The sequence below is a fragment of the Natrinema sp. HArc-T2 genome (assembly GCF_041821085.1).
Lineage (GTDB): Archaea > Halobacteriota > Halobacteria > Halobacteriales > Natrialbaceae > Natrinema.
The window spans coordinates 294,574-320,027 of sequence record NZ_JBGUAZ010000004.1; the positions used below are offsets into that span (position 1 = coordinate 294,574).

Genomic DNA, 25,454 nt, shown 5'->3' on the forward strand with positions numbered 1-25,454 from the left:
CCGGGAGCCGAGCAGGACGTGGTATCGACCCCGTACGAGAGGGCGGTGCCGACTGGAGCGTCATCGAGCAGCGTCCGACTGGGTCGTCACGCGGCCGCAGCGGACGGCGTGGCGGCCCGTTCCAGGACAGAGCGGCTCCGGAGCAGGATCACCCCGAAGCCGACCTTTGCCGAGAGATCGAGCACCATGAACGCGGCGGTCTCCCAGTACAACGGAAGGATGCCGAACGTCCCTTCGGTGCCGAGGATCCAGACCACCGGGTAGAGGAGCCACAGCACGATGACCAGGTTGCGAAGGGTGCCAAACAGCGACGCAACCTCCGACGACCGGTCGCGTGCGTTCTTCGAGAGGGTCCCGACGAGCACGTACAGGAGCGCGAGCAGGGCGCCGGTGCTGATGCCCCACCACGCGATCCGGGTGCCGGGAGTCGCCGCGAACGCCGCGACCGCGCCGGTCCCGATCATGAAGACGTCGAGGCCGATCAGTGTCGCGATCGTGTTGCGGTGTGCTCCCGCCAGCAGCGAGAGGTCGAGCAACAGCAGCGGCGTCGTGAACAGCCAGTCAGCGTAGCGTGCCCAGTAAATCGTGAGCGCCTCGTCGCCGACCATGACTTCGGTGACGCCAAAGCCCGTCGCCATCGCGAAATACATCGCCGCGGCGATCGCCGTAATGAAGATCGTGATGATGTAGAACTCCTGCATCTTCCGGTCGCGAACACCGCGCCCCCGACCGACGAAGTACAGGGTTCCGAGGGTCATTCCGATCGTTCCGATCCACAACCACAGGGATTCCGGACCGACTAGTGCGGTCATGGTCAAGCGTAGCATCCCGCATAATATGCCGATTGAGCCTAACGAATATAACCCTCAGACAGGAGTGTATGTCCGGAATTCTGACGCTGGGCACGAAATCGGAGTGTATATTTCGACGGCCTGTGTTCGGCCATCTGAACCGACGACGATCGTACTCTCGAGCTGATGACTTCAACTGACCCGAACGATCCGATTGCGGACGCACTCCTCGGCGAGTCGACGTACGAACGACTTCGAGTGGAGCGATATGCGCTGATCAAGCGACGGATTCCTCAGAAACTCGTCTACCAGAGCGGCCTGTTACTCGCGCTCGCACTCGTCGTGCCGATCGCGGCCACCTATCCGACGTCGGTCCAGGCAGTCTTCCCGGGCGGTGATCCCCTGTGGGCGTCGCCGCTCGTCCTCTGGCTCGGCGTGTACGCCGGCGGCATCGAGCTCGGAACCGCGGCGTGTCTCGTCGCGGTCGCGATCGTTCGACAGAGTCGTGAACCGCAGCTCTCGGAGTCACAGGCGCACGTATTACTGAACGTCGAGGACGTTGCGTCGATGTTCGGGCTGACAACCGGCGGATTCGCCATCCTGCTCACGGTTGGCTTCTTCTTGCTCGGCCATGCGGGAGGCGAAACGTTCCAGGCGGTCATCGACTCCGCGCCGCGAAACCCGTACGGACAGACCGGCGTCTCAGTGCCCGTGATCGCAGTCGGCGCAGCAGCGGCGATCAGTTCCGGTGTCGTTTACCTAATCAGCCGGTATCTCGCGCCGAAGTCGCAGTGAAAACGCAGCCTGAAGCAGCCGGACCCGCTCGAGCAGCCGTGAGTTCTAGGTCTCGAGGGAGAGTGCGATCGCGGAAACAGTGCGCGCGCGAGGATCACAGTTTGTCCTGCCCTCGTACGAGGGGCCACGGGGGATCCACGAACGAACGGAACGCGACGTTTCTCGATGCAATAAGTGGACGGACAGTCAGCAACACGCCCGGCATCCGACCATGTGACTGTGGACCATAGGCAGCAGTACTAGCTGTTCAAGGATTAGCTTCATATAGGAGACAATCATTTGGTGAAGCAGAGAGAAACAACGTGATTTACACAGATGGGAGTAGATAGTAAGACGATCGTCTATCCGAGAACCAACCGTACGAACGGGCCACTTTTTACGGATCAGCAGTCGCTCGAGCGGATCCGCGAGCGGATCGTCGCTGAAATTCAGGCGACGGTCGCCGACGCGAACGCCGAAGGCGTCGTCGTCGCGATGAGCGGCGGGATCGACTCGACGCTAACGGCAGCACTGGCGGTCGAAGCCGTCGGCAGCGAGCGGGTCCTCGGACTGGGATTGCCCTGTCACATGACCGACGACATCCACGCGAGCGACGCCCGCACGATCGCCGACGGCATGGGAATCGACTTCGAGGAGATTCAGTTGCGACCGTTGCTCGAGTGTTTCGAGGACACGGTCGGAAGCGAGGTCGAGCCGTCGACTGACGACGAGCGACCCAACGAGCGCACCCACGAACTCGGGAACGCGACGGCGCGGTTGCGGATGCTGACGGCCTACTACGCGGCGAACCGCCAGTCACGGGTCGTCCTCGGGACGGCGAACCGCTCGGAGCGGCTGCTCGGGTACTTCACCAAGTACGGAGACGGTGCGGCTGATATCCACCCGCTCGGCGACTGCTACAAGACGGAGGTGCGAGCGCTCGCGGAACAGATCGGGTTGCCCCGTCGGGTCATCGCCAAGGAGCCGACGGCAGGGTTCTGGGCGACTCAGACCGACGCCGGGGAACTCGGTGCGCGCTACGCCGTGATCGATCCGCTACTCTATCGGTTCGTCGAGGAAGGACGCCCGCTCGAGGAGGCCGCTGCGGGGCTCAGGATCGACCGCGAGACGGCGGCGGAAATCACGTCTCGATACGCCGAGACGGCGCACAAACGCACCGTTCCGCCGACGCCGGGAATCGCCGACCGCGGCGGGACAGGAGCCCAGTTCGACTGATACGGACTCCTGTCAGTCGGTTCGGGTACACCCGCGACCCGCACTGCGGGCCTACCGGGACATCGGGACAGCAGACCGTATGACTGCCAGTCGGACGCTCGCACGAAATACCGGCTCTAATCGGCTAGCGTTCGAGGTCGACGTCGTAGAGCGTCGGGTTGCGCCACCAGAACAGCCCCCACGCCAAGAGGAAGCCGGCGCTCATCGCGAGGATATCCAGCACCGTGCCGGGGAGGCCGACGCCGACCAGCGCCACGAGTGCGATCGCCGACCCCAGTATCGCCCCCGTCACGACGAACAGGATGTCCCCGGCGATTTTTGCCCGCGATTGGCGCCAGTACGGTTGGCGCTCCTCGTCGTACCAGATCCCGACGTAGATCAAGACCGGCGCCATCGCCGCGATAACCGTAATCGATCGATACGTCTCCGGAAGTACCGCCGGCACCAGCACGAACAGGTTGAGCAGGTTCGAGACCAGCACCGCAAGAAACAGTCCGATCGTCAGCCAGGCCCACCGCGGGAGCCGCGCTTTGTCCATACCGGAGAGGCTCACCGCTGGGAATTAATCTTGGCGTTCTGGACGTTATTCCGCACAGCAGGCGTCCTTTTTCGGGGACTCGTCGACACCGTTCCCGTCAGCCGCGACGGGTTCCTCGAGTCGATAGAGACTCTGCCGAGCGTCCGCAAAGTAGATGTCCTCGTCGACGATTCCGATCCCTTCGAGACGCTCGAGGGCGTATCGCACCGTCCGGGCTGAGAGCATCGATTCCTCGACGATCTGTTTCTGTGTCAAGGGTCCGTCATACTCGAGAACCTTGAAGACGAGTTTCGCGCTTGGTGGCAAATCTTCGATCTCCTCCCCGTCGGTCTCTGCCATACTACGAATCGAACGTCCCCAGCAGTATAAAAGTTGAGCCTTACCAAAAATAAGATCGTGATAAAGCGCTGTATTTTTCGTTCCGTGAAGCACCTCGCGGGGTGTCGAACAGGATGGAAACCGATCAACGGATAGACCGCCCTCGTTCGTGCTCGGGTCGTCAGCGGTTCCCGAATACGTCCGTCAACATCGTTGCGGACCTTCGCGAGAACCGCACTGGCCTACAGCTGGTTCCAGATCTCCTCGTCGTCCTCGAAGCCGTCCGGATCGTCGGCAGCTGCGAACTCGTCGATCCCCTCGAGTTCAGAGACATCACCAGACGGTAACTCCCCATCAGTGTCCACGACAGTCGACTGACTTGTGAGGTCCATCTCGGGCCAGGCAGTCTCCTCCCAGAGTCCCCGGTCGGTGTAGTAGTAGATGACACCGTCGCTGAGGACCGCAAACAGGTCCCGTTGCTCGTCGTGGACGACCCGCTCGTTCGTATCGATCGCGACGTCGACGACGTCCTCGAGCGTATCGAGCGCGACGTGATAATCGCCGATCCACATCGGGATCGACCCCCGTGAGATCCACTCGGCGTAACGCTGTTCGTGGACCGCCCGGCGGGCGGCGTCGATGTCTGCGGGCGACCGGCGGGTGACGAACACTGCACCGGCGAGTGCGAGCGTCCCGAGCACTGACAGCCCACCGATCAGTACCGGACTCCGGGCCTCGGTCGTCCGAGTAAGTCCGCTTTGATGGCTGTGAGTTGCCGAATCCGACAGTGACCCGTCGAGCCAGTAGGCCTCCTCCGTGATCGTCACCGGTGCTGTCGTCGTTATCGTCCCCTGATGGTGACCGGTATCGTACTCAGTGCGAACCTCCATCGTCAACTCGACCGAGCCGACGCCAGCGACCTCGCGCTCGAGTTGTCGCTGTCGCTGGCGGAGGGATTCGATATCGATCGTCGCGTTCGACGTCGCGACGCCGTTGTCGACCGACGGCGACTCGCGCAACACGGGCCGTGTCTCGTTCCAGAACGACTCGCCGTTGCGGGTCGCTTCGAACCGAAGTAACAGCTCGTGGGTAACGTCACCGTCCTCGATAGGCGTCCCCCCGGTCGCGTTTTGCACCCTCGTCTCGGGCTGGACCGTTAGCTCCGGTGACTCGTTGAGCAGATAGACCGAACTATCGGTGAGCCGGTCGCCTTCCGTCCAGAGCGTGCTGTTTTGGGTAACGACGGCACTCGTCCCGACGTCAGCCGTGACGCGTTCCTCATCGAACTGCGGTGTCGTCGTCGTGACCGGGTTCGCGACGGCCCAGCCGGTCGCAGCGATCGAGAGAACACCGACGACAGCCAGCACGATCGCGATCTCCCGCCCGGATCTGGCAAGCACCAACTCGAGTCGTGGACTGTCGATCATCCGTCGTCCCTCCCGTCCCTGTCTCCCCCGGTCCGGGCTCGTCGGTCGAACCCGCCCGCTGGCCGACCGGTTCGGTTTCGAACTGGTCGGTCATCGGGACAATACATACGTCAACCGAAGTAATCGACCATCATAAGAATAGTGGCTCGAGCTACTCTCGGTTGCGAAGCCACGCGCGAAGCCGTCGCTCGAGCCGTGTCGAGAGCGGGACGTGATCGGCCCCGGATCGAACGCGAAGGTCGCCGCTACCGAACAGCAGGAGAATAAGGACGACGGTGAGCCCGACGATAACGCCGTTGACCGCTCCGATCGCAACGAACGGATGCACACCGTGGAGCCAGACCAGCAGCGACGGTGGCAGGACGGCGAGATACCGGTACTCGCCGAGGTGGCGCGTGTACTCTCCAGTTTCAGCGGGTGCAGACAGTCGAACCGTCGTCTCACCGCTCCCGCGGATGCCGATCGTCTGCCACCCCGGATCGGCCCTGACCCCGTTGCTTTCGGCCTCGTGGACGACGACCACCGGCAGGTAGCCGGCGTTGTCGACCGACCGCGTGAGTTCGGTCGTCACCCCCGGCGCGACGATCTGCGGATCGTCGGTCGGTGACTCGGTGCTGACGAGTCCGTACTCGTAGGTCCCCGACGGGACGACCATCGCCGCAGTCGCGAACGTAACGAACACGAGCAACACCAGCCCGAGCGTGGTCCAGAACGCGATCACGTTCTCGCGCGAGCGGCGTCTGGTCGTCTCGCGTCGCGCGGGCCCGAGTCGCTCGAGCAGCGTCCCAAAGCCGAGCATGGCGACGCCGATGGCGACGAGCATGGCACCGGTGCCGTTGCTCGAGCCGGTCGTCGTCAACCCAAGGATCGAGGCACCAGTTTCGACGGCCCCTTGCACGAGCCCCTGGATTCCCATGATCGCCGTTCCGAGGAACGGAATCGTTACCACTTCGCCGTTTATCTGCAACGCTTCGGCGACGATCTGGCCGTCGCTGACCGGCGGCTCGCCGCCGTCCTGGTCGGTAAACGGGTTCGCATCGCCTTTCGTAACGTATCCACCTTCGGTCTCGCCAACCACGCGGTGGGTCGTCAGCCCGCCGCTATGGAGCTCTCTGGCCTGGAAGACGACGACATCACCGTCCTCGACGTCGCCGGTGACAGCAGTTGGGATTGCGACGAACCCGTCGCCAGCGTCCATCGTGGGCTCCATGCTCCCGGTGGCGACGTAGCCGAGCAGGATCGGCTGGCCGAGCAGTTGTCCGACGAGTAGCAAGACGACGACCAACGCGAGGGCGTACCCGAGCCCTCGCTTGAGGAGTGTACCAGCAGTCATCGACGAGTTGCGAGGACGGTCATGGATAGCTGACTGTTCGACTGTACGAACGTTCTGTGGCAGTATAAAGTCCGCGAGAGGTGCGAGAGTTCAGTGAGATGCGACTCCGAGCCGCGATTAGCGAACGATCGCCCACCGGCGGTTCGCCGACACCGCCAAGAACAACAGCCCCGCCGTCGCCGGCGGTGCAAGCGCTGCCGTCGTCACCGCCGCGAGTTCGCGGTTCTGCAGTGTACCCACCGCTGGCTCCGCGACCGATACCTCGCCCGCGGGGACGCCGCTGACTGCGATTTCGTAGGTCCCCGGTGTCGCGAACTCCCGCTCGAATGTCACCGTCCGCTCGCTGTTCGCCGGAATCGAGACGGCCCGGCTGTCGACGACGATGCCGTCGACCGCTACCTCGAGCGTCCGATCGACCCCCCTGTCGGTCGGATTCGTGACTGTCGCCCGAACGGTGGTCGCGTCGCCTGTGGTGACCGTTGTGCTATCGACACTAGCGTTGACGACGTCGATCGGCGGCCCCCCGACGGTCACCGACTGGCTGCCTGCTCCCGTGATTCCCACCTCGTACGTGCCGGGCCAGTACATCGTGCGTTCGAACGTGACCGTTCGTTCTTCCCCCGGCTCGAGGTCGATCGTGCGCTGATCGACGACGGTTCCGTCGACGGTGAGCTGTGCTGTGGTCTCGCCCGACGCGTCACCGAAGTTGCGATAGGTCGCGGTCGCCGTGATCGTGTCTCCAGTCTCGAGCGTCGTCGACGAGACGTTCAGGTCCGAACGTTCGATCTCCGGCGATGGGTCGTGGTCTTCCTCGTCGTCGTATTGTACAGTGAGCGTGAACGTCTCCGTTCCTCCCTGTGCGACGTTGGTATCGACGGCAACGCCGATGTGTTCGGTGTCGCCGGCGGCGGGGTCGAGTGGATTCGAACTGGTGATCGTGTTGGTTGGATCGTCCCCTTCGTAGAACGTGAGCCCGCTGACGTTGTGCTCGATCCAGACTCGTTCGACGGTCTCGTTGGTGACCGTGATCGTGAAGACATCGTCCGCGCGTGTGATCGCGCGGTCGTTGAGTTTCTCGAGGTTTAGCTCGAGTTGGCCGTCCTCGATCGCGGCGTAGTCGCCGTTCGGTGAGGAAGACTCGAGTATAATCCCGCCGGAGGTATCGTCCTTGAGGGTCATAGCAGCAGTCGATACTGCAAGAACGGTAGTGAGGAGAAGGGCGACGGCGAGTAATAATACTCTATTTCTATTGGGGGACATAGTCGTTGACGCTATCGATATATTTTATTAACTAACAGCCAACAACAATCAAAAGGCATACCCCAGAAATGTGTGCCGCTATTGGCTATTCCTTATGAAGTTGATTCTGCAGCAACGATGGTAACATTCTCGATGCTGCTCGGGTCACCTTGATTCGTATCGATCTTGATGTCAACCACAAGTGTGGCAGACTGGTTACCGACTGTAACCGAATTACCGGACCCGACAATGGAATTTCCATCAGTACCAGAGATACCGTCCGATTCCGAACTATACTGGAAGTCGATCACCGATCTGTTGACTGGATCTTCGTTTTTGATGTAAACTTCCTTGTTTCCATCATTTGCGTTGTTTTCGATGGTAAGCGCACCATTCACAGTAGTGGTGGCGTTATCATTCAGACTGTTAAATCCAAACGTGATAATGTCCTCTCCGGCTGCTCCCTGATCATCCTTAACAACATACTCACCATCTCCAGTCAGATTGAGATAGCCATTACTATCGCCATTGACCACGAATTCGGCGTCACGGTCCGCGGTCACCTGAGTAAACGCGCCCGACGCGATCACCACACCACCCATCATAACCACCATACCGAGCGTCATCAGCACTTTTTTTCTGTTCATTGTTATTTTGTCAGTTGGTATTTGGCACCGGAATCGTAGGTATCGATTACCGGGCCATCTCTATTCCGTCGTAGGGACGGTATCCACTTTGTATTGAGTATCCAGAATAGCTGAAAGATTGGCTATACTGACGTTCAAGGTTTTCCTGAACATTGTCACGACCATCTCGAACAGTACGCATTGACCCAAGAACTTCCCAGACAACAGTACTCGGCAGCAAGTCTTATCTATCAACAGTTCGAATATTCATGCGAAAGGGGGATGGCGACGACCAGTGAAAGCAAAGCGGCTACATCGAAGACTGCAGGTCAGGGCGAAGAGTCGCGACAAGGCGAGATTTTCGACCTACTGAGCAATCAGCGCCGTCGCTACGCCATTCACTACTGCAAGCGCGAGGACGACCCCGTCACGCTCAGCGACCTCGCCGAACACGTCGCTGCCTGGGAACTCAACAAAGAGGTCGAGGAAATTACCTCCACCGAGCGAAAGCGCGTCTACACCTCACTTCAGCAGAGCCATCTGCCGACACTCGAGCGCGCCAATGTAATCGAGTTCGACGACCGCACGATCGAACTCACCGACGAGGCTGCCGAACTCGAGGTCTATCTCGACGTCGTACCCGGCGATTCGATCCCGTGGGGCGTCTATTATCTGGGGCTAACGGTGATCGGCTCGGTTGTGATGGCTGGGTTGTGGCTCGAAATCGTACCGACCGATATAATTCCGGAACTCGGCTGGGCGACATTAGTATTTGGTCTATTTGCCGTTTCGGCTATCGTGCACGTGGTACAGAACCGGCGGATGCGACTCGGTGAAATGGAGCGACCACCATGAAGGTGATCAAGAATCTGGCGCTTGTGTTCATTGTAGTAGGAGCGGTGTTGCTGGGTGGGCCAGTATTTGGCTTCAGTTCGTTTGCTGCCGACCGAGATGCGGATGTTAACGTTGCAGATGATACGTCGGCATATCTCGGCATCTTCGACAATTCACCGAACCAAAGCGCAGATGTAATTTCAAAGAATGGTGGGGAGGGAACAGTCTACTATCTCGATGACAACACTGGCACCTTTGATGCTGCAGCTATCGACGCGGAGGTCATCGAATTTTCTGGGAGTTCGACAGGTCTTGTTGCACAGGTTGATACCACGGATACCACCCATGATTTCGCTGTGGGAGTCTCATGTGGAACTTCGGATCTAAAAGATACTGGGAACGTGACCATTCATCTGAACGCGAGCGACAATCCTACGATTGATCTTGAAAGAACGACGAGTAGCCAGATTGAGGTAGACTGTAAAGGCAAAAGCAGTGCCCTCTTTGAGGTAACGAGTGCAGCGTCGACAGGAGACAATAATAATACCGCTGTGATAGACATCAAGAACAACGGTGCCGCAGAGACCGTGAAGGGTATCAGCATCGATAGCACTAGCTCGAGCGCTGACACAGTCAACAACGGAAATAATCCAGAGATCATTATTGGCAACAGTAACGTAAACAGGAACAAGAAAAACAAAAACAAGATCCTTATCGATGGAACGGAGTACAAAGTCAAAGGGGGAGAGGACATTGCCAGCGGAGAGACGGTACAAATAACGATTAGCGAATTTAGAGATGGCACCAGTACCGTCGAGATGAGCGGAAAAACGGTCGAATTTAGTCTGTATAGCAGTAATAGTAAAATACAGACGATACAAACTACTCTCTCATAATCGTGCTACTAACGGCGACTCAAAAATAGTCTCCATTTCGGTTGATAGTGAGCCGTCATCCAATGCGAACGCCTTTTTAGCCCTGCTCCCGGATTTTGCTCCATGTCGACCGAATCGATCAGCGACCGGCGCGAACACATCCGCTCGGTGGGCGTGACGGCGTTGTCCGCGCTGCTGGGTGTCGCCGCGGCGCTGGCCTCTGCGGCCTGGGTTGGGGTCTCCGAGGCAGCCGCCCAGAACACGCAGGCGCTCGCGTTCGTCCTCGGCGCGATCTTCGTCCAGTACGTTCTCATCAACGCTGCAGGGATCTACGAGGAAGACGAGTTCGGGACGAAACACTACCTGTTCGTCGCGTTCATGACCTTCGCGCTGTGGTTTGTCACGTGGGGCATCCTGCTGACTGCGGAGGCGTCCTAAGATGGCAGACGACAGCATCGCCGTCGTAGACCTAGACCGGTGTCAGCCCGACCGGTGTAGCTACGAGTGCAAGAACTACTGTCCGCCGAATCGCACCGGCAAGGAGTGTATCACCCTCCGCGGCGAGGAAACTGACGAGGGCCAACCCGAGCAGATCCACATCTCCGAAGAGATCTGTCTGGGCGAAACCTGCGGGATCTGCGTCGAGAAATGTCCGTTCGATGCGATCGAGATCATCAACCTCCCGAAGGAGCTCCAGGACGATCCGGCCCACCGCTACGGCGAGAACGCTTTCTCGCTATACGGGCTGCCCGCACCACAGGACGGGCAGGTGACCGGCATTCTGGGCCCCAACGGAATCGGGAAGACGACCGCCGTCCGCATTCTGGCCGGCGAACTCGAGCCAAACCTTGGCCGCCACGAAGAAGAGCCGGGGTGGGACGAGGTGCTCGAGGCCTACCGCGGGACCGAGCTCCAGGATTACATCGCGGATGTCCGCGACGGCGACGTCACAATCGCGCGAAAGCCCCAGTACGTCGACCAGATTCCCAATAGCTTCGATGGCAACACCCGCGAACTGCTCGAGCGGACCAACGAACGCGGTGCACTCGACTCGCTCGTCGAGCGGCTCTCGATCGGCCCGGTCATGGACCAGTCGATCGACGACCTCTCGGGTGGCGAACTCCAGCGAGTCGCCATCGCGGCCACACTCGCTCGTGATACGGACTTCTACTTCTTAGACGAGATCACGCCCTATCTGGACATCGGCCAGCGCGTGACGGCGGCGCGGCTGATCCGCGAACTCGCCGAGGAGGAGGACAAATCGATGCTCGTCATCGAACACGACCTCGCGATCCTGGATCTGCTCGCCGATACGCTCCACGTCGCCTACGGTGAGCCCGGGGCCTACGGTGTCATCACCTCGCCGAAATCCGTCCGCAACGGGATCAACGAGTACCTCTCGGGGTATCTCGACAACGAGAACATGCGGATCCGGCCGAACCCCATCGAGTTCGAGGAACACGCACCGCGAACGGCGACCGCCGCCGACGCGCTCGTGGAGTACCCCGACCTCACCAAGAGCTACGGCGACGGCGAGTTCACTCTCGAGGTCGAGGGCGGGACGATCCGCGAAAACGAAGTGCTCGGTATCGTCGGTCCCAACGGGATCGGGAAGTCGACGTTCGCGAAGCTGTTGACAGGCAATCTCGAACCCGACGAGGGCGATGCCGATCTCGACCTCGATATTTCCTACAAGCCCCAGTACGTCACTATCGACCAGCACATGCGGGTCGACGCCTTCCTGTCCTCGATTACCGACCAGTTCGGCTCGTCGTACTGGAACACCGAGATCGCCCAGCCGCTGCAACTCGAGCGGATCATGGAGCAGAACCTCTCGGATCTCTCCGGCGGTGAGCGCCAGCGGGTCGCCATCGCGGCCTGTCTCTCCGACTCGGCGGACCTCTACCTGCTCGACGAACCCTCGGCGCATCTGGACGTCGAACAGCGCGTGCAGGCGACCAGCGCGATCCGACGATACGCCGAACAGCAGGACGCCACCGTGCTAGTCATCGACCACGACATCTACATGATGGACCTGCTCGCCGACCGGCTGATGGTCTTCGACGGCGAACCCGCCGTCCACGGTCGCGCCGGCCAACCCCAGCCGATGCGCGACGGCATGAACGAGTTCCTCGCGAACCTCGAGGTCACGTTCCGTCGGGACGAGCGCACCTCGCGCCCGCGGATCAACAAGCCCGAGTCCCAGCTGGATCGCCAGCAGAAAAGCGAAGGCGAGTACTACTACGCGCCGTAGGTTCGCAGGTCTGTTCCGACTCTTCGAGGGTGAGTAGGTTGCCGAGCAGAGCGCTTATACTCGAACGGACAGTCATGGAGACAGTATGCCCTCCACTGATGAAACGGACACGACCGACGAGTCCGTTGGCCGCCGAACGTTGCTCCGTGCGAGGGAGGTGTTGCAGTCGTCTTCGTCCGGAGTCAAACGTGCCGTCCGATCCGGTGGGAGGAGTGCGATTTCGAAGACTGGTGCTGACGACGGTACATTCCTGCACAGGAAACACGACGACCGATCGTATCGGCTGTACGTACCACCCGACTACGACCCCGACGAACCAGTGCCGTTGCTCGTATTGCTTCATGGGTGCCGGCAAACGCCGACAGCGTTCGCCGCCGCAACCGGGATGAACGAGGTTGCCGCGGACGAGACGTTTCTGGTCGCCTACCCGAAGCAGTCGATTTTCGGAAACCCACTCCGGTGTTGGAACTGGTACGACGACGCGGACGCCACACGCGGGAACGGCGAACTCGCCTGGCTCGCCGACCTCACGCGCAGCGTGACAGCTGAGTTCGCCGTCGATGCGGATCGAGTTTACGTCGCCGGCCTCTCGGCCGGCGGGTCGATGGCGGCTCGAGCGCTCGTCGAATACGCCGACCTGTTCGCTGCAGCGGGCGTTCACAGCGGGCCTGCGTACGACGCCGTCGGGAGTACGGTTGCAGCACTGTCACAGATGTATCGTGGCGACGGCCAGGGCGGGCTCGAGGCGGGGATCGAAGCGTACGAGGCGATGGAAGAGCGCTCGCGTGCGATCCCGACGATCGTTTTCCACGGGACCGACGACGACGTCGTTGACGTGACGAACGCCCGGCAACTCACCGAGGGGACACTCCGAGCGAGCCACCTCGGGGTCGACGGCAACGAACAGACGCTCGAGATCGAGCCCGACCGGGTGGAGACAGGCACAAGCGGTCCGTACGAGTATGCCAGACGCCAGTATCACGACGGGACAGGGACACTCGTCGTCGAGGAGTGGCTCGTCGATGGCATGGGCCACGCGTGGGCCGGCGGCAGTCCCGACGAGCAGTTCACCGCACCCGACGGACCGGACGCGAGTCGCCTCCTGTGGGAGTTCGTCAGCGAGTACGAGCGGTCGACGCTCGAGACCGCAGCCGACGCCCGGTGGACGCTGCCGGTCGTCGGTCCGGTCTCGCGTAGCCGGCTCGCTCGGGTGCCAGCGCAGGTGCGAGCGGCGTTCTCACGACTGATCGAAGGATAAGTGGCGACTCGAGAGACGTCTACAACAGGTAGCAACGAAGCGCCCCACTCTCGTCGATCGACGGTCGACGCCAAAGCGTGTAGAAACGGACTTAGCTAATCAGTCGCTGACAGCTCCCACAGAGGTTCTCTTCTTTGATGTCGACCTCGCGGACCGTCGGCGAGAAGTTCATCACACAGCGGTTGTTATCGCAGTGCTCGAGGCCGTAGGTGTGGCCGATCTCGTGGACGATTTCCTTGCGGACCCGGTCTTCGAAGATGTCGGCGGCGCTTTGATTCGAGAAGCCGCCGTCGCTCGAGGTCTGGAGCCGGTAGGTAGAGACGACGCTGCCGCTGCCGTCGAGATAGGCGAGCCCGAAGACGTAGTTACGACGCCGATAGAAGAGGTCGTGGGGCGTGATCGCGATATTTTTCGTGCCGCGGCCGACTCGTTCGGCAAGTTGGATGAACGTCTCGGCAGAGTATTGGTTCCGGTCGGAGTCGTACGCACCGTTGGGAACCGACTGCGAATCGTTGATCGACACGTCGCAGTCGTAGACCGATCGCAACGCCGCGGAGGCCGCCCGCTTGACCTCAGCGGAGACGTTCCCGACCGGTACGATATCGACGAGCATAGCAAGGGCTATGACCGCGGGTGGCATAAACGTCCCGCCATGGCCGACTCTCGCCGGAATCCCGACGCAATAATCGAGTTCCTCGCTGCGTACGAGCGAGTCGTCGAAGTCGGGATCGGTCGCCGGACAGAGCTCGCCCGAGCCCTCGCCGAGCGCGGGGTGACAGTCACCGCAACGGACATCTACGACCGTGACGTGCCAGCGAGTGTGACGTTCGTCCGTGACGATATCGTCGATCCCGACTCGTCGGTCTACGCGAACGCGGACGCGATCTACGCACGGAACCTGCCGCCGGAACTGCACCGTCCGGCGCTCGCGGTCGCCCGAAACGCCGACGCCGACTTCCTGTTTACGACCCTGGGCGGTGACCAGCCCGCGGTTCCAGTCGAACGGAAGACGATCGAATCCGGGACGCTGTACGTTGCTCGAGCGCCAGGAGCGACCGGAACTGACTGGCGCGAATGAATTATCCGGTCGCGACACGTTCACGAATTCGTGAACGCCGAGACCGTCGCGTATGCCGTTGCAGCCGTCGGTGCGATCGTCGCGCTGACAGCGCTTGTCGTCGGTATCAGTACGCTTCTCTGGCTTCTGGTCCGACTGTTTACGATCCCTGGCGTCGTCGTCCACGAGTTCGCCCACAAGCAGGCCTGTGAACTGGTCGGCGTACCCGTTCTCGAGGTCGTGTACTTCCGGTTCGGCGATCCGGCGGGGTACGTCCGCCACGCCCAGCCCAAACGGTATCGGGAGGCGTTCGTCGTCAGCGTTGCCCCGTTTCTGGTCAACACGGTCGTCGCGTTCGCCATCTTTCTCGGCCTCGCGGCGCTCGTCTCGACGACCGGCGATCTGCGAGGTGCCTCGAGCGGAACGATCGCTTTCGCTGTCGGTCTCGGCTGGCTGGGGCTCTCGATCGGGATGCACGCGTTTCCGAGCACCGGGGACGCGAACACGCTCTGGCGTCGCTCGCGACTCGAGTGGCGCCAGTCGCCGACGGTGTTGCTCGGGATTCCGGTCGTCGTCGTGATCTACGTCGCGAATCTACTCTCGTGGCTGTGGGCGGACGTGCTCTACGCGCTCGGGCTGGGGGTCCTGGCGTTTTTGGTCGTCGGCACGGTGCCAGTGTCGATCTGATCGGGACGTCTCGGGTGACCAGCCACAAAGTCCGAAAGGGTGGTTTTTATCCTCGGCGGCCCGTCCGAACGGGTATGCACGCAGATGCCGTCGTCCTCGATATCGACGGGGTGCTCGTCGACGTCGCCGACTCCTACCGGCGCGCGATCGTCGAGTCCGTCGACGCGGTCTACGATCGGACGATCCGGAAAGACGACATTCAGGAGTTCAAGGATGCAGGCGGATTCAACAACGACTGGGAGCTGACCTACGCCGCTGCACTCTACGTGCTGGCAGCCGAGGAAGGGTACAGCGAGTCACTCGAGACGTTCACCGACGAGATCGCCGCTGCGGGCGGCGGCCTCGAGGCAGCCGAAACCGTCGTCCGCGAGGCGATCGGTGCCCAGGCAACCCAGCGCGTGACCGACCGCTGGGACCACGAGCGGCTCCGCGATGTCTTTCAGCAGTTGTATCTCGGCGACGAACTCTATCGCGGGCTCGAGGACGGCGAACCCGATCTCGACCGGGAGACGCCGGGGTTCATCCACGACGAACCGGTGTTGCTCGAGGCCGACGCCCGAGATCGGCTGCTCGAGGGATACGACGTGGGCGTGCTCACTGGACGACCGGAAGCCGAAGCCGAGATCGCCTTAGAGCGAGTCGGGCTCGACGATGCGATCCCGGTCGACCGTCGCTTCACGATGGACGACTGGGAGGAGGGGAAACCACACCCGAAAGCGTTGACGATCCTCGCGGAGCGGTTCGACGCGGCCAGCGTCGCGTTTGTCGGTGACACGTTAGACGACGTTCGGACGGCGGTCAACGCGAGCGAGACCGATTCCGCCCGCGAGTATCACGGGATCGGCGTCCTGACTGGCGGGCTGACCGGCGAAGAGGGACGCCGGAAATACGAGCGCGAAGGGGCAACAGCAGTGCTCGAATCGGTCAACGCGGTTCCCGGCTGGCTCGAGTCGTAGGCCCGATGCGAGCAGTCACGCACGTCCGAGTGCGGAGTTGCTCCGACGGCATCACGCGGATGGCTCGTCGAATCGGTGGCACGACTCGAACCGCTCGTCCGTCAGGTAGACGCTCCCGTCCCGAACGGTGACGGCGATAGCATCGAGCGCGTCACCGCGACACGGGCCTGCCGTACAGATGCCATCACCGCACTCGAACCGCGCGCCGTGTTTGTGACACACCAGCTGCTCGTCGTGGACGATCGCGCCGGAACCCGGATCGAGTCGAACCTCGGGTTTGTGTGGACACGAGTTTCGCCATGCGGACACATCGTCACCCACGCGTCGGAGGATCAGCTCCGTTCCCCGATTGCCTGATCTGGCCTCACACCTGAGCGTCCCGTCCGAGGGAACGTCCGCGAGCGGGGCGACGTAACGGGGGTTGTCGCACTCGGTTCGTTCGTCCACAGATGGGGCGCTGGCACCGTCGTCTGCCGTCCCGTCGCCGCCACCGTCGATACTGAATCGAAACGTCGCGTCGTCGGTAGAGACGTCGCCCTCGTCGCCGTAGACCCGAACCGACGTCGATTCGTCGCTTCCCTCTAGCGTTACCCGGACGGAATCAGTCATACCCACCCATTTTTGGCCAGCCTAAAAATACGTTCCGCCTCCGGGCGCTGATCGACAGGAGTTGTGCAAGCAGACTGGTTCGACTTTCGAAGCTGCGCGGTACTCCTTTCCCGTAGCCGAGCGAAGGGACGGTATGGACGACGCTGAAGTCACCGTCGACGTCGAGGTCGAAGTCGAAGTGGATTCCAACGAACTCGAGATCGAGGTCGGAGACGAACGCGAGTTCGAGGCCGAGCTCGAGGCCAGCGGGCTGACGATCGAAGTCGAAGCGACGGTCGAAGTCGAAGGTGAAGCGGACGAAGAATTCGAGGAGGCCGACGAAGAGGAGGACGAAGAAGAAAGTAAAGACGAGGAGGAAGAAACGGACGAGGACGACGAGTAAATCGGGACATCGCGCTCGCTTCTGTCTGCGATCCCCCGGTCCACTTCGAGGTTCGCGCATGTCGAAAAAGGCTATGTGCTGGCACCGGTACGCCACCGCATGACCTGGACGGTAATGCCGACGTTCAACGAGTACGAGACGGCCCGCGAGGAATTTTCGTGGGAACTTCCCGACGAGTACAATCCCGCCGTCGATTTCCTTCGGAAACACGAGGACACGAGTCGAACGGCGCTGCGATACGAACATCCCAGTAGTGGCCTCGAGACCTACTCCTTCGACGACCTCGACGAGCAATCGGATCGCTTCGCCGCCGCGCTGGCTGACCTCGGCGTTACGGCTGGCGACCGCGTGGGCGTCGTCGTCCCGCAGAAGCCACAGAACCCGCTGACCCACCTCGCGAACTGGAAACTCGGTGCGGTGTCGGTGCCGCTGACTGTCCTCTTCGGGCGCGACGCCTTGCAGTACCGGCTCGAAGACAGCGAGGCCACAGCGGTCGTCGTCGACCCGAGCGTCCGCGAAACGATCGACGAGATCCGCGACGACTGTCCGGCACTCGAGCATGTCATCGAACTCGGCGACGCCGATGCGGTCGCGGGCGAGGCACACGCCTTCGACGAGCTCGTCGCCGCCTACGAGCCGGGGATCGACGTCTACGACGCGACGCCCGAGACGCCGACGGCGATCATGTATACCAGCGGCTCGACGGGGCCACCGAAAGGGGTCCGCCACAGTCACGCGCTCTGGCTCGGACGAGCCGCCGCGGCGTACAACTACTTCGATCAGGGGCTCGCGGAGGGCGAGGCCACGCTGTGGACTCCGGCGGACTGGGCCTGGGGTGCAGCCCTCGGTGGCACCCTCTTTGCGGCGTGGCACCACGGCTGTACGACCGTCGGCTGGCCTCGCGACGGGTTCGATCCCCACGAGGTCTACGACCTGCTCGAGCGCCACGACGTAACGAAGGCGTTCATGCCGCCGACCGCGCTTCGGATGCTGATGGGCGTCGACGACCCCGAAGCTCGCTTTGATCTCTCGCTCGAGACCTTCGCCTCGGCCGGCGAGCCGCTCACCTCGGAGGTCGTCGAGTGGGTCGACGCGACGTTCGAGGACGTCGCGATCAACGAGTTCTACGGCCAGACGGAACTCAACCTCGTCGTTGGCAACTCCGAGACCTGGTTCGACACGCGACCGGGCAGCATGGGCAAGCCCTTCCCCGGCTACGAGGTTGCGGTGCTCGATCCCGAGACCCACGAGCGCAAAGAGCGTGGCGAGACCGGCGAACTGGCGATCAAACCGGGCGATCGCCGTGTCTTCTTCGATGAGTATCACGGGCTGCCCGAGAAGACGGCGAACAAACAGACCGAGGAGGGGTGGTTCCTGACCGATGACCTCGTCGAGCGCGACGAGGATGGCTACCTCTGGTTCGTCTCGCGGGCCGATGACGTGATCCTCACCAGTGGCTACCGCGTCGGACCGATGGAAGTCGAGGACGCCATACTTACACACGAAGCCATCGAGCAGGCTGGCGTCGTCGGTGTTCCCGACGACACGCGTGGTGAGGCGATCAAAGCGTTCGTCAAGCCCGCACACGACGAGTACGATCCCGACGGCCTTCGCGAAGAGATCCGTGCCCTCGTCCGCGACCGATTGGCCGAATACGAGTATCCCCAGCACATCGCGTTCGTCGAAACGCTGCCGACCACGACGACGGGGAAGATCCGACGGCGCTCCCTGCGCGAGCGCGAGGGAATCGACGAGTAGCCGGACATCCCGGACCAGAGCCGGCCACGAGGAAGGCTCGAGCTGATCGAATCCGGTGCGTCGCTTGTTCGCGCCGGCAGCCCGCTTATCGGGATCGATCCCGAGTGTCCGGTATGGAAATTCGGAACCCGGAGTCCGCGGAGGCCGAACGGATTCGTGAGGTCGTCGACAGTTCGATGACGACCTCGTTCAGGCTCAGTCCGGGACAGATCGACGGGCTGGTCGGCGACCAGTTCGCGGACGAGGCGATCGCTGACAAACGCGAAGACGAGCAGATTCTGCTACAGGTGGCCGAAACCGGCGCGGAAATCGAGGAAACGACCATCACCGGATTCGTCGAAGGACGGCTCGAGGACGGCTGGGGCGAGGTCAGGTGGCTGTTCGTCGATCCCGAACACCGAGGGAAAGGCATCGGAACGGAGCTGTACGAGACAGCGACCGAGACCCTCCGTGACCGTGGGGCCGACCACGTCTGTGTCTCTGTTCTCGAGGCCAACACGGAGGGCCACGACTTCGTCGAACGGTTCGACCTCGAGCACGACGGCGACCGGCGTGTCGAGATCGCCGACGAGTCAGTCGTCAACTACGTCTACACGAATCCGGACGTCGACGCGAACCTCCCTGATTCGACGGCAGAAGACGCAGCGGACGAGGAGTTCCCCGAAACAGAGCGCGTCGACGGCCAGCTGACGACGACCGACGACGGAACGACAGTGTTTATCAACCGCGACGAGAAGGAGTCAGGGACCGCAGCGCCGTTTTTCACAACCTACGAGGACGACGGCTATACCGAACAGTACGGCTTCTACTGTGCGAACTGTGGCTCGCTCGGTATTTCGATGGACAACATGGATCGCCTCGAGTGTAGCGACTGTGGGAACTCCCACGCGGAGCGGTCCACGGAATCGTACGACGACTCGTACCTCTAGCTGTCGAGAGGAGCCCCCGGTCCTACGAGAGCGACACGGCCACCTCGAGGAACCGACATGGCGGAGCGAACACCTATACTTCGCGGTCGCGTAGCCGTCTTCACTGACTTTTCCCGCTGATGAAACACATCGACTACGCGTACACGTTCGGCATCGACGAGTCGACGATCGAAGAGCGGCTGCAAACGGCCGAGACGGGCGTCCTCTCGCTTTCGAAAGGCGACGAGAGTTACGCCATCCCGCTGGCACACTACTACGACGGTGACGGACTCTACTTCCGGCTCGGCGTCACCGACGGGAGCCGAAAACAGAAATTCATCGAGGCTACCGAGACGGCGTGTTACGTGTGCTACGGAACGGAACCCACCGAGGACCCACACGAAATCGACTCCTGGAGCGTGATGATCACCGGCCAACTGTCCGAGGTACCGAAATCGGACCACGACCGGTTCGACACGGCGGAAATCAACCGACAGTTCGCCCCCATCCGCGTCTTCGACGAGAACATCGACGAGATCGAGATCCGCATTTTCGAACTGGAAATCGACACGATCACCGGTCGGACCACGTCGACGTAGCCGCTCGTGTGGTCGCCTATGCGAGTAAGACGACGAGGAGTCCGGCTGCCGACACGGCACCGAGGCCAGCAGTCACGACGCGACCGAGTTCGTACGTCCCGATCACCCATGCGAGGCCAGCTTTCACGATGGTGTTCGCGATTGCGCCGATGACGATCCCCGTTGCAGCGACGTGGTTCGAGACCGTCCCGTCGGCTGCGAGCCTGCTCAACGTAAGCGTGATCGCGTCGACATCGGCGAGTCCGGAGACGAACGCGGTCGCGTAGATTCCCGATTCACCGAGCAGGGAGTGTGCGGACTCGGAGACCAACAGAACCACTGCGAAGACGGCACCGAAAAACAGCGCCGGGCGCAACTGAAACGGGTTCGTGAGTTCGGTTTCGGCCTCCTCGTCCAGTTTCGTGGTCGCTCGCCAGTAGACGACGGCGGCGATGCCCGCGCCGAGGACCGTCATCACGGCCAGCGGAACAGCGACGTATGGTAGCAGGTCCCGGTTGACGACGGCGACTTCAATGAGTGCCCGCGGAAACATGACGATTGACGCGACGATCGTCGAGAACGCACAGATCTGATAGAGGGAGTGTTCCGCTTTCGTCCGTTCGGCCATCGACACCGTCGTCGCGGTCGAAGAGACGAACCCACCCAGGACACCCGTCAGTGCGATCCCCCGTTCCGTTCCGATCGTCCGACTCAGAACGTAGGCGACGAAGCTCAGCCCGGTGACGAACACGACCATAAGCCAGATGAACTGTGGATTGAGTCCGAACGCGACATCGAGTTCCCGATCGGGGAGGAGCGGAAAGACGACCAACACGACGAGGATGAACTTGATCGACGCGCGGCGTTCGGCCTCGTCGATCCGGTCGACGAAGTCGTGAATGGTCCCCTTCGCAGAGAGCAAGACCGTGACCACACCGCCGACGACGACGGCCAGCACCGCGCCGCGTTCCGAATGGGTCGTCAGTGCTCCCAGGACGACGGTCAGTAACGCGGCCATCACCGTCGTCAGCCCGATATCGCCTTCGATCCAGATCTTCCCGAGATACGCCACCGTTAGCGGAATCACGAGCGTCCCGACTGCGATCGGGAGCAGCGTCGGAAAGAACGCCTGGACGAGCGCACCATAGAGCGCGAACAGCGGAAACGTGCGACTTCCAGCGAACGTGCCGCCCGACTCACTTTGTTCGCGCTCGAGCCCGATGAGCGCGCCGATCCCGAACGCGATCGCCACCCGAAACACGAGCAGTTGAAGCGGGGCAGCGACGGGATCGACCATGTCGCTGTGCTTCGTGGGTGAGTTCCGTCAAGCTTCGGGACTCTTCGGTGTGAGAACACCAGTGACTGTGATCGTGTTCATATCTCATCTGTCCGTGGCATCGATTTCGATACGTCCGTGATCGATGGATGCCTGGTCGACGCGGGTGTCCGACCCCACGGCAGTCCGCCAAATGCGTATTATGGGCCGACTGAACGATGTGAATAAGAAACGCGAAAGCGCCCCGACGAGTGAGTTGGGTTCACAACCTGAGTCGGCGCTACTTCGCAAAGATGGTATCTGCCGTCGCCGCGCCGACGACGCTGAAAACCGAGCCGACGCTGACAGCCTTGAACGTCGTCTCCACGAGTTGACTGGTTTCCTTAGTCTCGAGGAAGGTCTCGGGCGCCCCGAATAGCAACGCAAGGACGGTGACCGAGCCGAACGTGACGATCATCAGTGAAATAAAGCGGATTGGAATTCCGGCGACCTCCTGTTCGTCGTCGGCGTCGCGGGTCGCGTCCGCCTTGTACAGCGCCGCGTAGCCGATCGCGAAGACGATGGTCACGATCACGAACGCCTGCAGGATGTGCATGTTCCTCGCAAGCGTCCAGACTTCTTCAGTGACCACGAACGGACCTGCAAGCAGGAACCCACCGACCATCTGCTGGGCCGAGTCCGCAAGCCGGAACTGCTGGGGGCGGCGCGGCCGGAGTCTCATAGCAGGTGATTATTCCGGACCGACAAAACGCTCTCGCTCGAGCATCACTGGTCGCTCGAGGCCGTCAGTGACGAGCACGATCGGACTGGCTGCGACATCAGACGAACAGCAACAGCGCGGCGTAGCCCGCCGCGCCGACGGCGAACGCCCAGAACCGACTCTCGCGATCGGGCGGCAACTCCTCTTTGATCACATTAAGAATGATCCCGCCGGAGAGAAACGGGACGAATACTGCCACGAGGAGCTCGACGTTCTCGAGGGTGTAGCCAGCGCCGGCGCCGGCGATCACCGCCGCCGCGAGCAGCCACCGGCCACGACGGTGGTACGTCCGACCGTGATGTGCGCGGAGGCCGTCGTCGGTGACGAGGAAGTGTAGCGCCATCGCCACCGAAAACAGGAGCAGACTCCCGAGTTCGCGGTCCCACAGCAGGTAGCCGACGATCGCATTGTAGGCGGCGAAGGAACTGACGTGAATCCAGAAGATGCCGTCGCCGGCTTGCCCGGTTCCATCCGGGTCGGCGTTCGACCGGCGGGCGAGTTGCTCGAGGCCGTAGAAGGTAGCGAAGCCGAACAGCGCGATCAGATAACCGTGGTGTTCGGCGAAGGCGGTCGGATCCCCGTATTCCGCGAGTGTCGCTGCAGCGTCCCCGACGTCCGGCAGGAGATGGACGAAGACGTACGCGACCGAAACGCCGCCGGCGATCGACAGCCACCGGCTCCGAGGGACCCGACCGCTGACGCCGAGTCGACCGGCGAAGAGATGGGGCAGCGTCAAGACGACTGCAGCAGCGACGACGACCGCGATGTCAGAGCGCGGCGCACCGATCGAGAGCATCGATGGTGGGTGTTCCATCCCCACGGTTGTCGATCTGTGGCCGGCACATCAGTCGTCGACGCCGTGCGGACGCTCCTCGCCGGTCGGTATTGCATCGCTGACCGTCCCCGCTGTCCGCCGGACGAGCCGACCGAACGATCGCCGGCGGCTGACGAACAGCGCCGTCCCGAGCACGACATAAAGGACGCTGTACGCGAGCAACAGGTCGGTACTCGAGACCGGGAGTGAGACGAGTTCGCGGATGATGAGAAACTCGAGGACGACCTGAGAGAAGAACAACCCGAGCAAGACGAGCGCTTCCCGGACGGAGATTTCGAACCGAAGCAACAGCCCGATCGCGAAAAACGACTGGGCGGCGGTCAGCCAGATCTCCGCGGACTGCTTGAAGTCGAACGCGAGGACGCCGTAGCGGCCAAGCGCGAGCGAGTGGACGACGACGAGGGTGCCGATGAGCAGCGTCCACTGGTTGAGCTTCGACGAGATGAGTGCGTTGAAACCCGCCGTCGACCGCGCCTTGTTCACCAGATAGACGACGACGATGAGTTCCGGCGACTCCGAAGCCAGCGGCGCGATCCACTGGATCATGAAAAAGGAGGGGATGCCGACGCTCTGCCCGAGTTCCTCGAGGCCGTGCGCGAAGGGTTCGACGGCGGTGAAGATCATCGCGCCCGAGTAGGCAAACAGCAAAAAGACGGTGGCGGTGCGGCGAGGCCGCGAAAACCGCTGTAGGTACGCCGGCACGCCGACGTGTTGGGTCTCGGGTTCGGCCTCGCCGCGGAGGATCACCGCGATGTAGCAGACGTACAGGCCGACCAGAAACAGCATGTCGAAGATGTCGATTCCGCCGTTAAACGGGACGAAAAACGCCCAGAGCGTCGCGGCGAGTAAGAACACGATCTCGAGGCCGATGTCGCGGTCGAGGGAGACGACGTCGGCCAGAAAGCCGGGCCGTCGTTCGACGGCGGGATCGGTCGACGCACCCCGGCGAAAGATCGTAAAGAGGGCGATGCCGGCCCAGCCGATCCCGATGAGGATGCGGTTCGCGCCGGTCATGTTGGCGACGGCCAGATTGCCGGCTTCGATCCCGCGTTCGGTGCCCGCGAACTGGCCCGCGTTCCACGCATACAGGGCGTCGACGGCGTACTCGGGGGCGACCGCGAGGACGGCCAGCACCGCGATCGCGAACGCTCGCGGGACGTCCTTCTCGGCGGTTTCGGCCGCCCACGCGAGCAGAAACGACGCTCCGAGGACGGCGAGGCCGGAGACGATCACCGTTCCGAGCGTTGGCAGGGTTCGAAGCGCTGCCGGCGCGAACTGGGGCAGGAGATCCGTCGCACCCCAGACGGCGACCCAGGGGAGCGTCAGTGCGAGCGCAGCCGAAATCGCGCCGAGCGCTTGTCGTCTCATAGAATCGTCTTAAACCGCGTATTGATAAGTCGTCCGTGGCAGTGGCCGTCGTGCCTGCTACTGCTGTGGCCCGCGTTCCTCGAAGGGCTGGACGACCACGAATCCCTCCGATCCCGTAAACTCGAGCTGGTAGGTCTCATCAGAGGACTGGCCGATCATATTCGAGAGCGCGCTGTCGACGTGGCTGCCGGGCGTCGTCTCGCTCCAGGCGACGGTCGCACTGGGGTCAGTGCGAACCGGCGGGCGCAAGACCAGCGGCTCGCCGTGGGTCGTGATCGCGACGCTGCCGGGTCCCTCGAGGAAGACGTTCGTCATACCGCCGGCCGAAAAGCCCGCGATGCTCTTGATCGTCCGGATTTCGTAGTTCACGCTCGACTCGAACGCGAGGACGTCGTTGCCGTTGACCGAAATCGACTGGCCGGCATCCAGCTCGAGGAGTTGAATCTTCTTTTCCTGATCTGCCAGATAGAGGTGGCCGGTGCCGGTCGCCTCCATCACCGGCGTTCCCTCTCCCGTCGCTTTCTCCTTGAGGAAGCCCGTAATGCCGCCTTCGGCAGACGATTTTCCCGTGAACGAGACGTCCCCGTCGTAGGCGATCATCGATCCGGCTTTTGCCATGACGGTTCCGTCGAGGTCGATATCGAGCAGCGTCGAGTTCTCGAGTTGAAACGTCTCGCCGCCAGCTTTCGGTTCGTTTGCAGTGACAAATTCGTCGACGTTCATGATAGTCGAGCCGGGTGGCTCTATCGACCGTTGAGCGGGATCCGTAAAAACAGT

General features: G+C 62.0%; 28 protein-coding genes. 14 read left to right on the plus strand and 14 right to left on the minus strand.

Annotated features, from left to right (window positions below; translation table 11 throughout):
• Nucleotides 1-86: 86 nt before the first annotated feature.
• Entirely contained in the window at nucleotides 87-827 is a 741-nt protein-coding gene (locus ACERI1_RS12235) for a bacteriorhodopsin (RefSeq protein WP_373618456.1), read from the minus strand.
• 150 nt (nucleotides 828-977) lie between these two features.
• On the opposite strand from ACERI1_RS12235, the gene ACERI1_RS12240 reads away from it, so the two are divergent.
• Both ACERI1_RS12240 and ACERI1_RS12245 read left to right on the plus strand, forming a co-directional pair.
• A complete protein-coding gene (locus ACERI1_RS12240; RefSeq protein ID WP_373618457.1) occupies nucleotides 978-1,586 on the plus strand; it encodes a hypothetical protein in 609 nt (202 codons plus the stop codon).
• Between the two features lie 315 nt (nucleotides 1,587-1,901).
• Entirely contained in the window at nucleotides 1,902-2,801 is a 900-nt protein-coding gene (locus ACERI1_RS12245; RefSeq protein WP_373618458.1) for an NAD+ synthase, read from the plus strand.
• Between the two features lie 124 nt (nucleotides 2,802-2,925).
• Here the strand turns inward: ACERI1_RS12245 and ACERI1_RS12250 are convergent, their stop codons facing one another.
• From ACERI1_RS12250 to ACERI1_RS12275, 6 genes are all read right to left on the minus strand, one after another.
• On the minus strand, nucleotides 2,926-3,339 hold the full coding sequence (locus tag ACERI1_RS12250; protein ID WP_373618459.1) for a hypothetical protein: 414 nt from the start codon (nucleotides 3,337-3,339) through the stop codon (nucleotides 2,926-2,928).
• A 45-nt stretch (nucleotides 3,340-3,384) separates the two neighbouring features.
• Complete coding sequence (locus tag ACERI1_RS12255; protein WP_373618460.1) at nucleotides 3,385-3,678, minus strand: MarR family transcriptional regulator; 294 nt, start codon at nucleotides 3,676-3,678, stop codon at nucleotides 3,385-3,387.
• Between the two features lie 221 nt (nucleotides 3,679-3,899).
• Nucleotides 3,900-5,084, minus strand: coding sequence for a DUF5305 domain-containing protein (locus tag ACERI1_RS12260; protein WP_373618462.1), 1,185 nt, complete (start codon nucleotides 5,082-5,084; stop codon nucleotides 3,900-3,902).
• 151 nt (nucleotides 5,085-5,235) lie between these two features.
• A complete protein-coding gene (locus tag ACERI1_RS12265; protein WP_373618463.1) occupies nucleotides 5,236-6,417 on the minus strand; it encodes a signal peptidase I in 1,182 nt (393 codons plus the stop codon).
• Nucleotides 6,418-6,534: 117 nt separating this feature from the next.
• Nucleotides 6,535-7,596 (minus strand): CARDB domain-containing protein, encoded by a 1,062-nt coding sequence (locus tag ACERI1_RS12270; protein ID WP_373618464.1) that lies wholly within the window; start codon nucleotides 7,594-7,596, stop codon nucleotides 6,535-6,537.
• Nucleotides 7,597-7,769: 173 nt separating this feature from the next.
• Nucleotides 7,770-8,303 carry a hypothetical protein gene (locus ACERI1_RS12275; protein WP_373618465.1) on the minus strand — a complete coding sequence of 178 codons (534 nt, stop codon included), beginning with the start codon at nucleotides 8,301-8,303 and terminating at the stop codon, nucleotides 7,770-7,772.
• 261 nt (nucleotides 8,304-8,564) lie between these two features.
• Here ACERI1_RS12275 and ACERI1_RS12280 point away from each other — a divergent pair, with 261 nt between their 5' ends.
• The 5 genes from ACERI1_RS12280 (at nucleotide 8,565) to ACERI1_RS12300 (ending at nucleotide 13,503) form a co-directional block, all read left to right on the plus strand.
• Entirely contained in the window at nucleotides 8,565-9,137 is a 573-nt protein-coding gene (locus tag ACERI1_RS12280; protein ID WP_373618466.1) for a hypothetical protein, read from the plus strand.
• The gene (locus ACERI1_RS12285; protein ID WP_373618467.1) at nucleotides 9,134-10,012 is read left to right on the plus strand and encodes a hypothetical protein; all 879 of its coding nucleotides are present in this window, start codon (nucleotides 9,134-9,136) and stop codon (nucleotides 10,010-10,012) included. The genes ACERI1_RS12280 and ACERI1_RS12285 overlap by 4 nt, the downstream gene beginning before the upstream one ends.
• A gap of 102 nt (nucleotides 10,013-10,114) precedes the next feature.
• A complete protein-coding gene (locus tag ACERI1_RS12290) occupies nucleotides 10,115-10,429 on the plus strand; it encodes a hypothetical protein (RefSeq protein WP_373618468.1) in 315 nt (104 codons plus the stop codon).
• Between the two features lies 1 nt (nucleotide 10,430).
• Nucleotides 10,431-12,245, plus strand: a complete 1,815-nt coding sequence (locus ACERI1_RS12295; protein ID WP_373618469.1) for a ribosome biogenesis/translation initiation ATPase RLI — start codon at nucleotides 10,431-10,433, stop codon at nucleotides 12,243-12,245.
• Nucleotides 12,246-12,330: 85 nt separating this feature from the next.
• Nucleotides 12,331-13,503 carry a PHB depolymerase family esterase gene (locus ACERI1_RS12300; RefSeq protein ID WP_373618470.1) on the plus strand — a complete coding sequence of 391 codons (1,173 nt, stop codon included), beginning with the start codon at nucleotides 12,331-12,333 and terminating at the stop codon, nucleotides 13,501-13,503.
• A gap of 91 nt (nucleotides 13,504-13,594) precedes the next feature.
• Here ACERI1_RS12300 and ACERI1_RS12305 read toward each other — a convergent pair whose 3' ends face one another.
• Complete coding sequence (locus ACERI1_RS12305) at nucleotides 13,595-14,116, minus strand: archaemetzincin family Zn-dependent metalloprotease (RefSeq protein ID WP_373618471.1); 522 nt, start codon at nucleotides 14,114-14,116, stop codon at nucleotides 13,595-13,597.
• A 39-nt stretch (nucleotides 14,117-14,155) separates the two neighbouring features.
• On the opposite strand from ACERI1_RS12305, the gene ACERI1_RS12310 reads away from it, so the two are divergent.
• The 3 genes from ACERI1_RS12310 to ACERI1_RS12320 all read left to right on the plus strand — a co-directional run bounded on the left by ACERI1_RS12310 (nucleotide 14,156) and on the right by ACERI1_RS12320 (nucleotide 16,203).
• Nucleotides 14,156-14,581 carry a UPF0146 family protein gene (locus tag ACERI1_RS12310; RefSeq protein ID WP_373618472.1) on the plus strand — a complete coding sequence of 142 codons (426 nt, stop codon included), beginning with the start codon at nucleotides 14,156-14,158 and terminating at the stop codon, nucleotides 14,579-14,581.
• Between the two features lie 30 nt (nucleotides 14,582-14,611).
• Nucleotides 14,612-15,247 (plus strand): DUF3267 domain-containing protein, encoded by a 636-nt coding sequence (locus ACERI1_RS12315; protein ID WP_373618473.1) that lies wholly within the window; start codon nucleotides 14,612-14,614, stop codon nucleotides 15,245-15,247.
• Nucleotides 15,248-15,321: 74 nt separating this feature from the next.
• Nucleotides 15,322-16,203: a TIGR01548 family HAD-type hydrolase gene (locus ACERI1_RS12320; RefSeq protein WP_373618474.1), complete on the plus strand. Its 882-nt coding sequence runs from the start codon at nucleotides 15,322-15,324 to the stop codon at nucleotides 16,201-16,203.
• 51 nt (nucleotides 16,204-16,254) lie between these two features.
• Here the strand turns inward: ACERI1_RS12320 and ACERI1_RS12325 are convergent, their stop codons facing one another.
• On the minus strand, nucleotides 16,255-16,812 hold the full coding sequence (locus ACERI1_RS12325) for a Rieske (2Fe-2S) protein (RefSeq protein WP_373618475.1): 558 nt from the start codon (nucleotides 16,810-16,812) through the stop codon (nucleotides 16,255-16,257).
• Between the two features lie 133 nt (nucleotides 16,813-16,945).
• Here ACERI1_RS12325 and ACERI1_RS12330 point away from each other — a divergent pair, with 133 nt between their 5' ends.
• The 4 genes from ACERI1_RS12330 to ACERI1_RS12345 all read left to right on the plus strand — a co-directional run bounded on the left by ACERI1_RS12330 (nucleotide 16,946) and on the right by ACERI1_RS12345 (nucleotide 20,459).
• A complete protein-coding gene (locus ACERI1_RS12330; RefSeq protein ID WP_373618476.1) occupies nucleotides 16,946-17,194 on the plus strand; it encodes a hypothetical protein in 249 nt (82 codons plus the stop codon).
• Nucleotides 17,195-17,293: 99 nt separating this feature from the next.
• Nucleotides 17,294-18,952 carry an acyl-CoA synthetase gene (locus ACERI1_RS12335; protein ID WP_373618477.1) on the plus strand — a complete coding sequence of 553 codons (1,659 nt, stop codon included), beginning with the start codon at nucleotides 17,294-17,296 and terminating at the stop codon, nucleotides 18,950-18,952.
• Nucleotides 18,953-19,065: 113 nt separating this feature from the next.
• Entirely contained in the window at nucleotides 19,066-19,881 is an 816-nt protein-coding gene (locus tag ACERI1_RS12340; protein ID WP_373618478.1) for a GNAT family N-acetyltransferase, read from the plus strand.
• Nucleotides 19,882-20,000: 119 nt separating this feature from the next.
• The gene (locus ACERI1_RS12345; protein ID WP_373618480.1) at nucleotides 20,001-20,459 is read left to right on the plus strand and encodes a pyridoxamine 5'-phosphate oxidase family protein; all 459 of its coding nucleotides are present in this window, start codon (nucleotides 20,001-20,003) and stop codon (nucleotides 20,457-20,459) included.
• Between the two features lie 16 nt (nucleotides 20,460-20,475).
• Here ACERI1_RS12345 and ACERI1_RS12350 read toward each other — a convergent pair whose 3' ends face one another.
• The 5 genes from ACERI1_RS12350 to ACERI1_RS12370 form a co-directional block, all read right to left on the minus strand.
• Nucleotides 20,476-21,735 (minus strand): MgtC/SapB family protein, encoded by a 1,260-nt coding sequence (locus tag ACERI1_RS12350; protein WP_373618481.1) that lies wholly within the window; start codon nucleotides 21,733-21,735, stop codon nucleotides 20,476-20,478.
• Between the two features lie 259 nt (nucleotides 21,736-21,994).
• Nucleotides 21,995-22,435: a DUF2391 family protein gene (locus ACERI1_RS12355; RefSeq protein ID WP_373618482.1), complete on the minus strand. Its 441-nt coding sequence runs from the start codon at nucleotides 22,433-22,435 to the stop codon at nucleotides 21,995-21,997.
• Between the two features lie 97 nt (nucleotides 22,436-22,532).
• On the minus strand, nucleotides 22,533-23,270 hold the full coding sequence (locus tag ACERI1_RS12360) for a hypothetical protein (RefSeq protein ID WP_373618556.1): 738 nt from the start codon (nucleotides 23,268-23,270) through the stop codon (nucleotides 22,533-22,535).
• Nucleotides 23,271-23,318: 48 nt separating this feature from the next.
• A complete protein-coding gene (locus tag ACERI1_RS12365) occupies nucleotides 23,319-24,677 on the minus strand; it encodes a sodium:calcium antiporter (RefSeq protein ID WP_373618483.1) in 1,359 nt (452 codons plus the stop codon).
• A 57-nt stretch (nucleotides 24,678-24,734) separates the two neighbouring features.
• Nucleotides 24,735-25,400 carry an AIM24 family protein gene (locus ACERI1_RS12370; protein WP_373618484.1) on the minus strand — a complete coding sequence of 222 codons (666 nt, stop codon included), beginning with the start codon at nucleotides 25,398-25,400 and terminating at the stop codon, nucleotides 24,735-24,737.
• Between the last annotated feature and the right edge of the window lie 54 nt (nucleotides 25,401-25,454).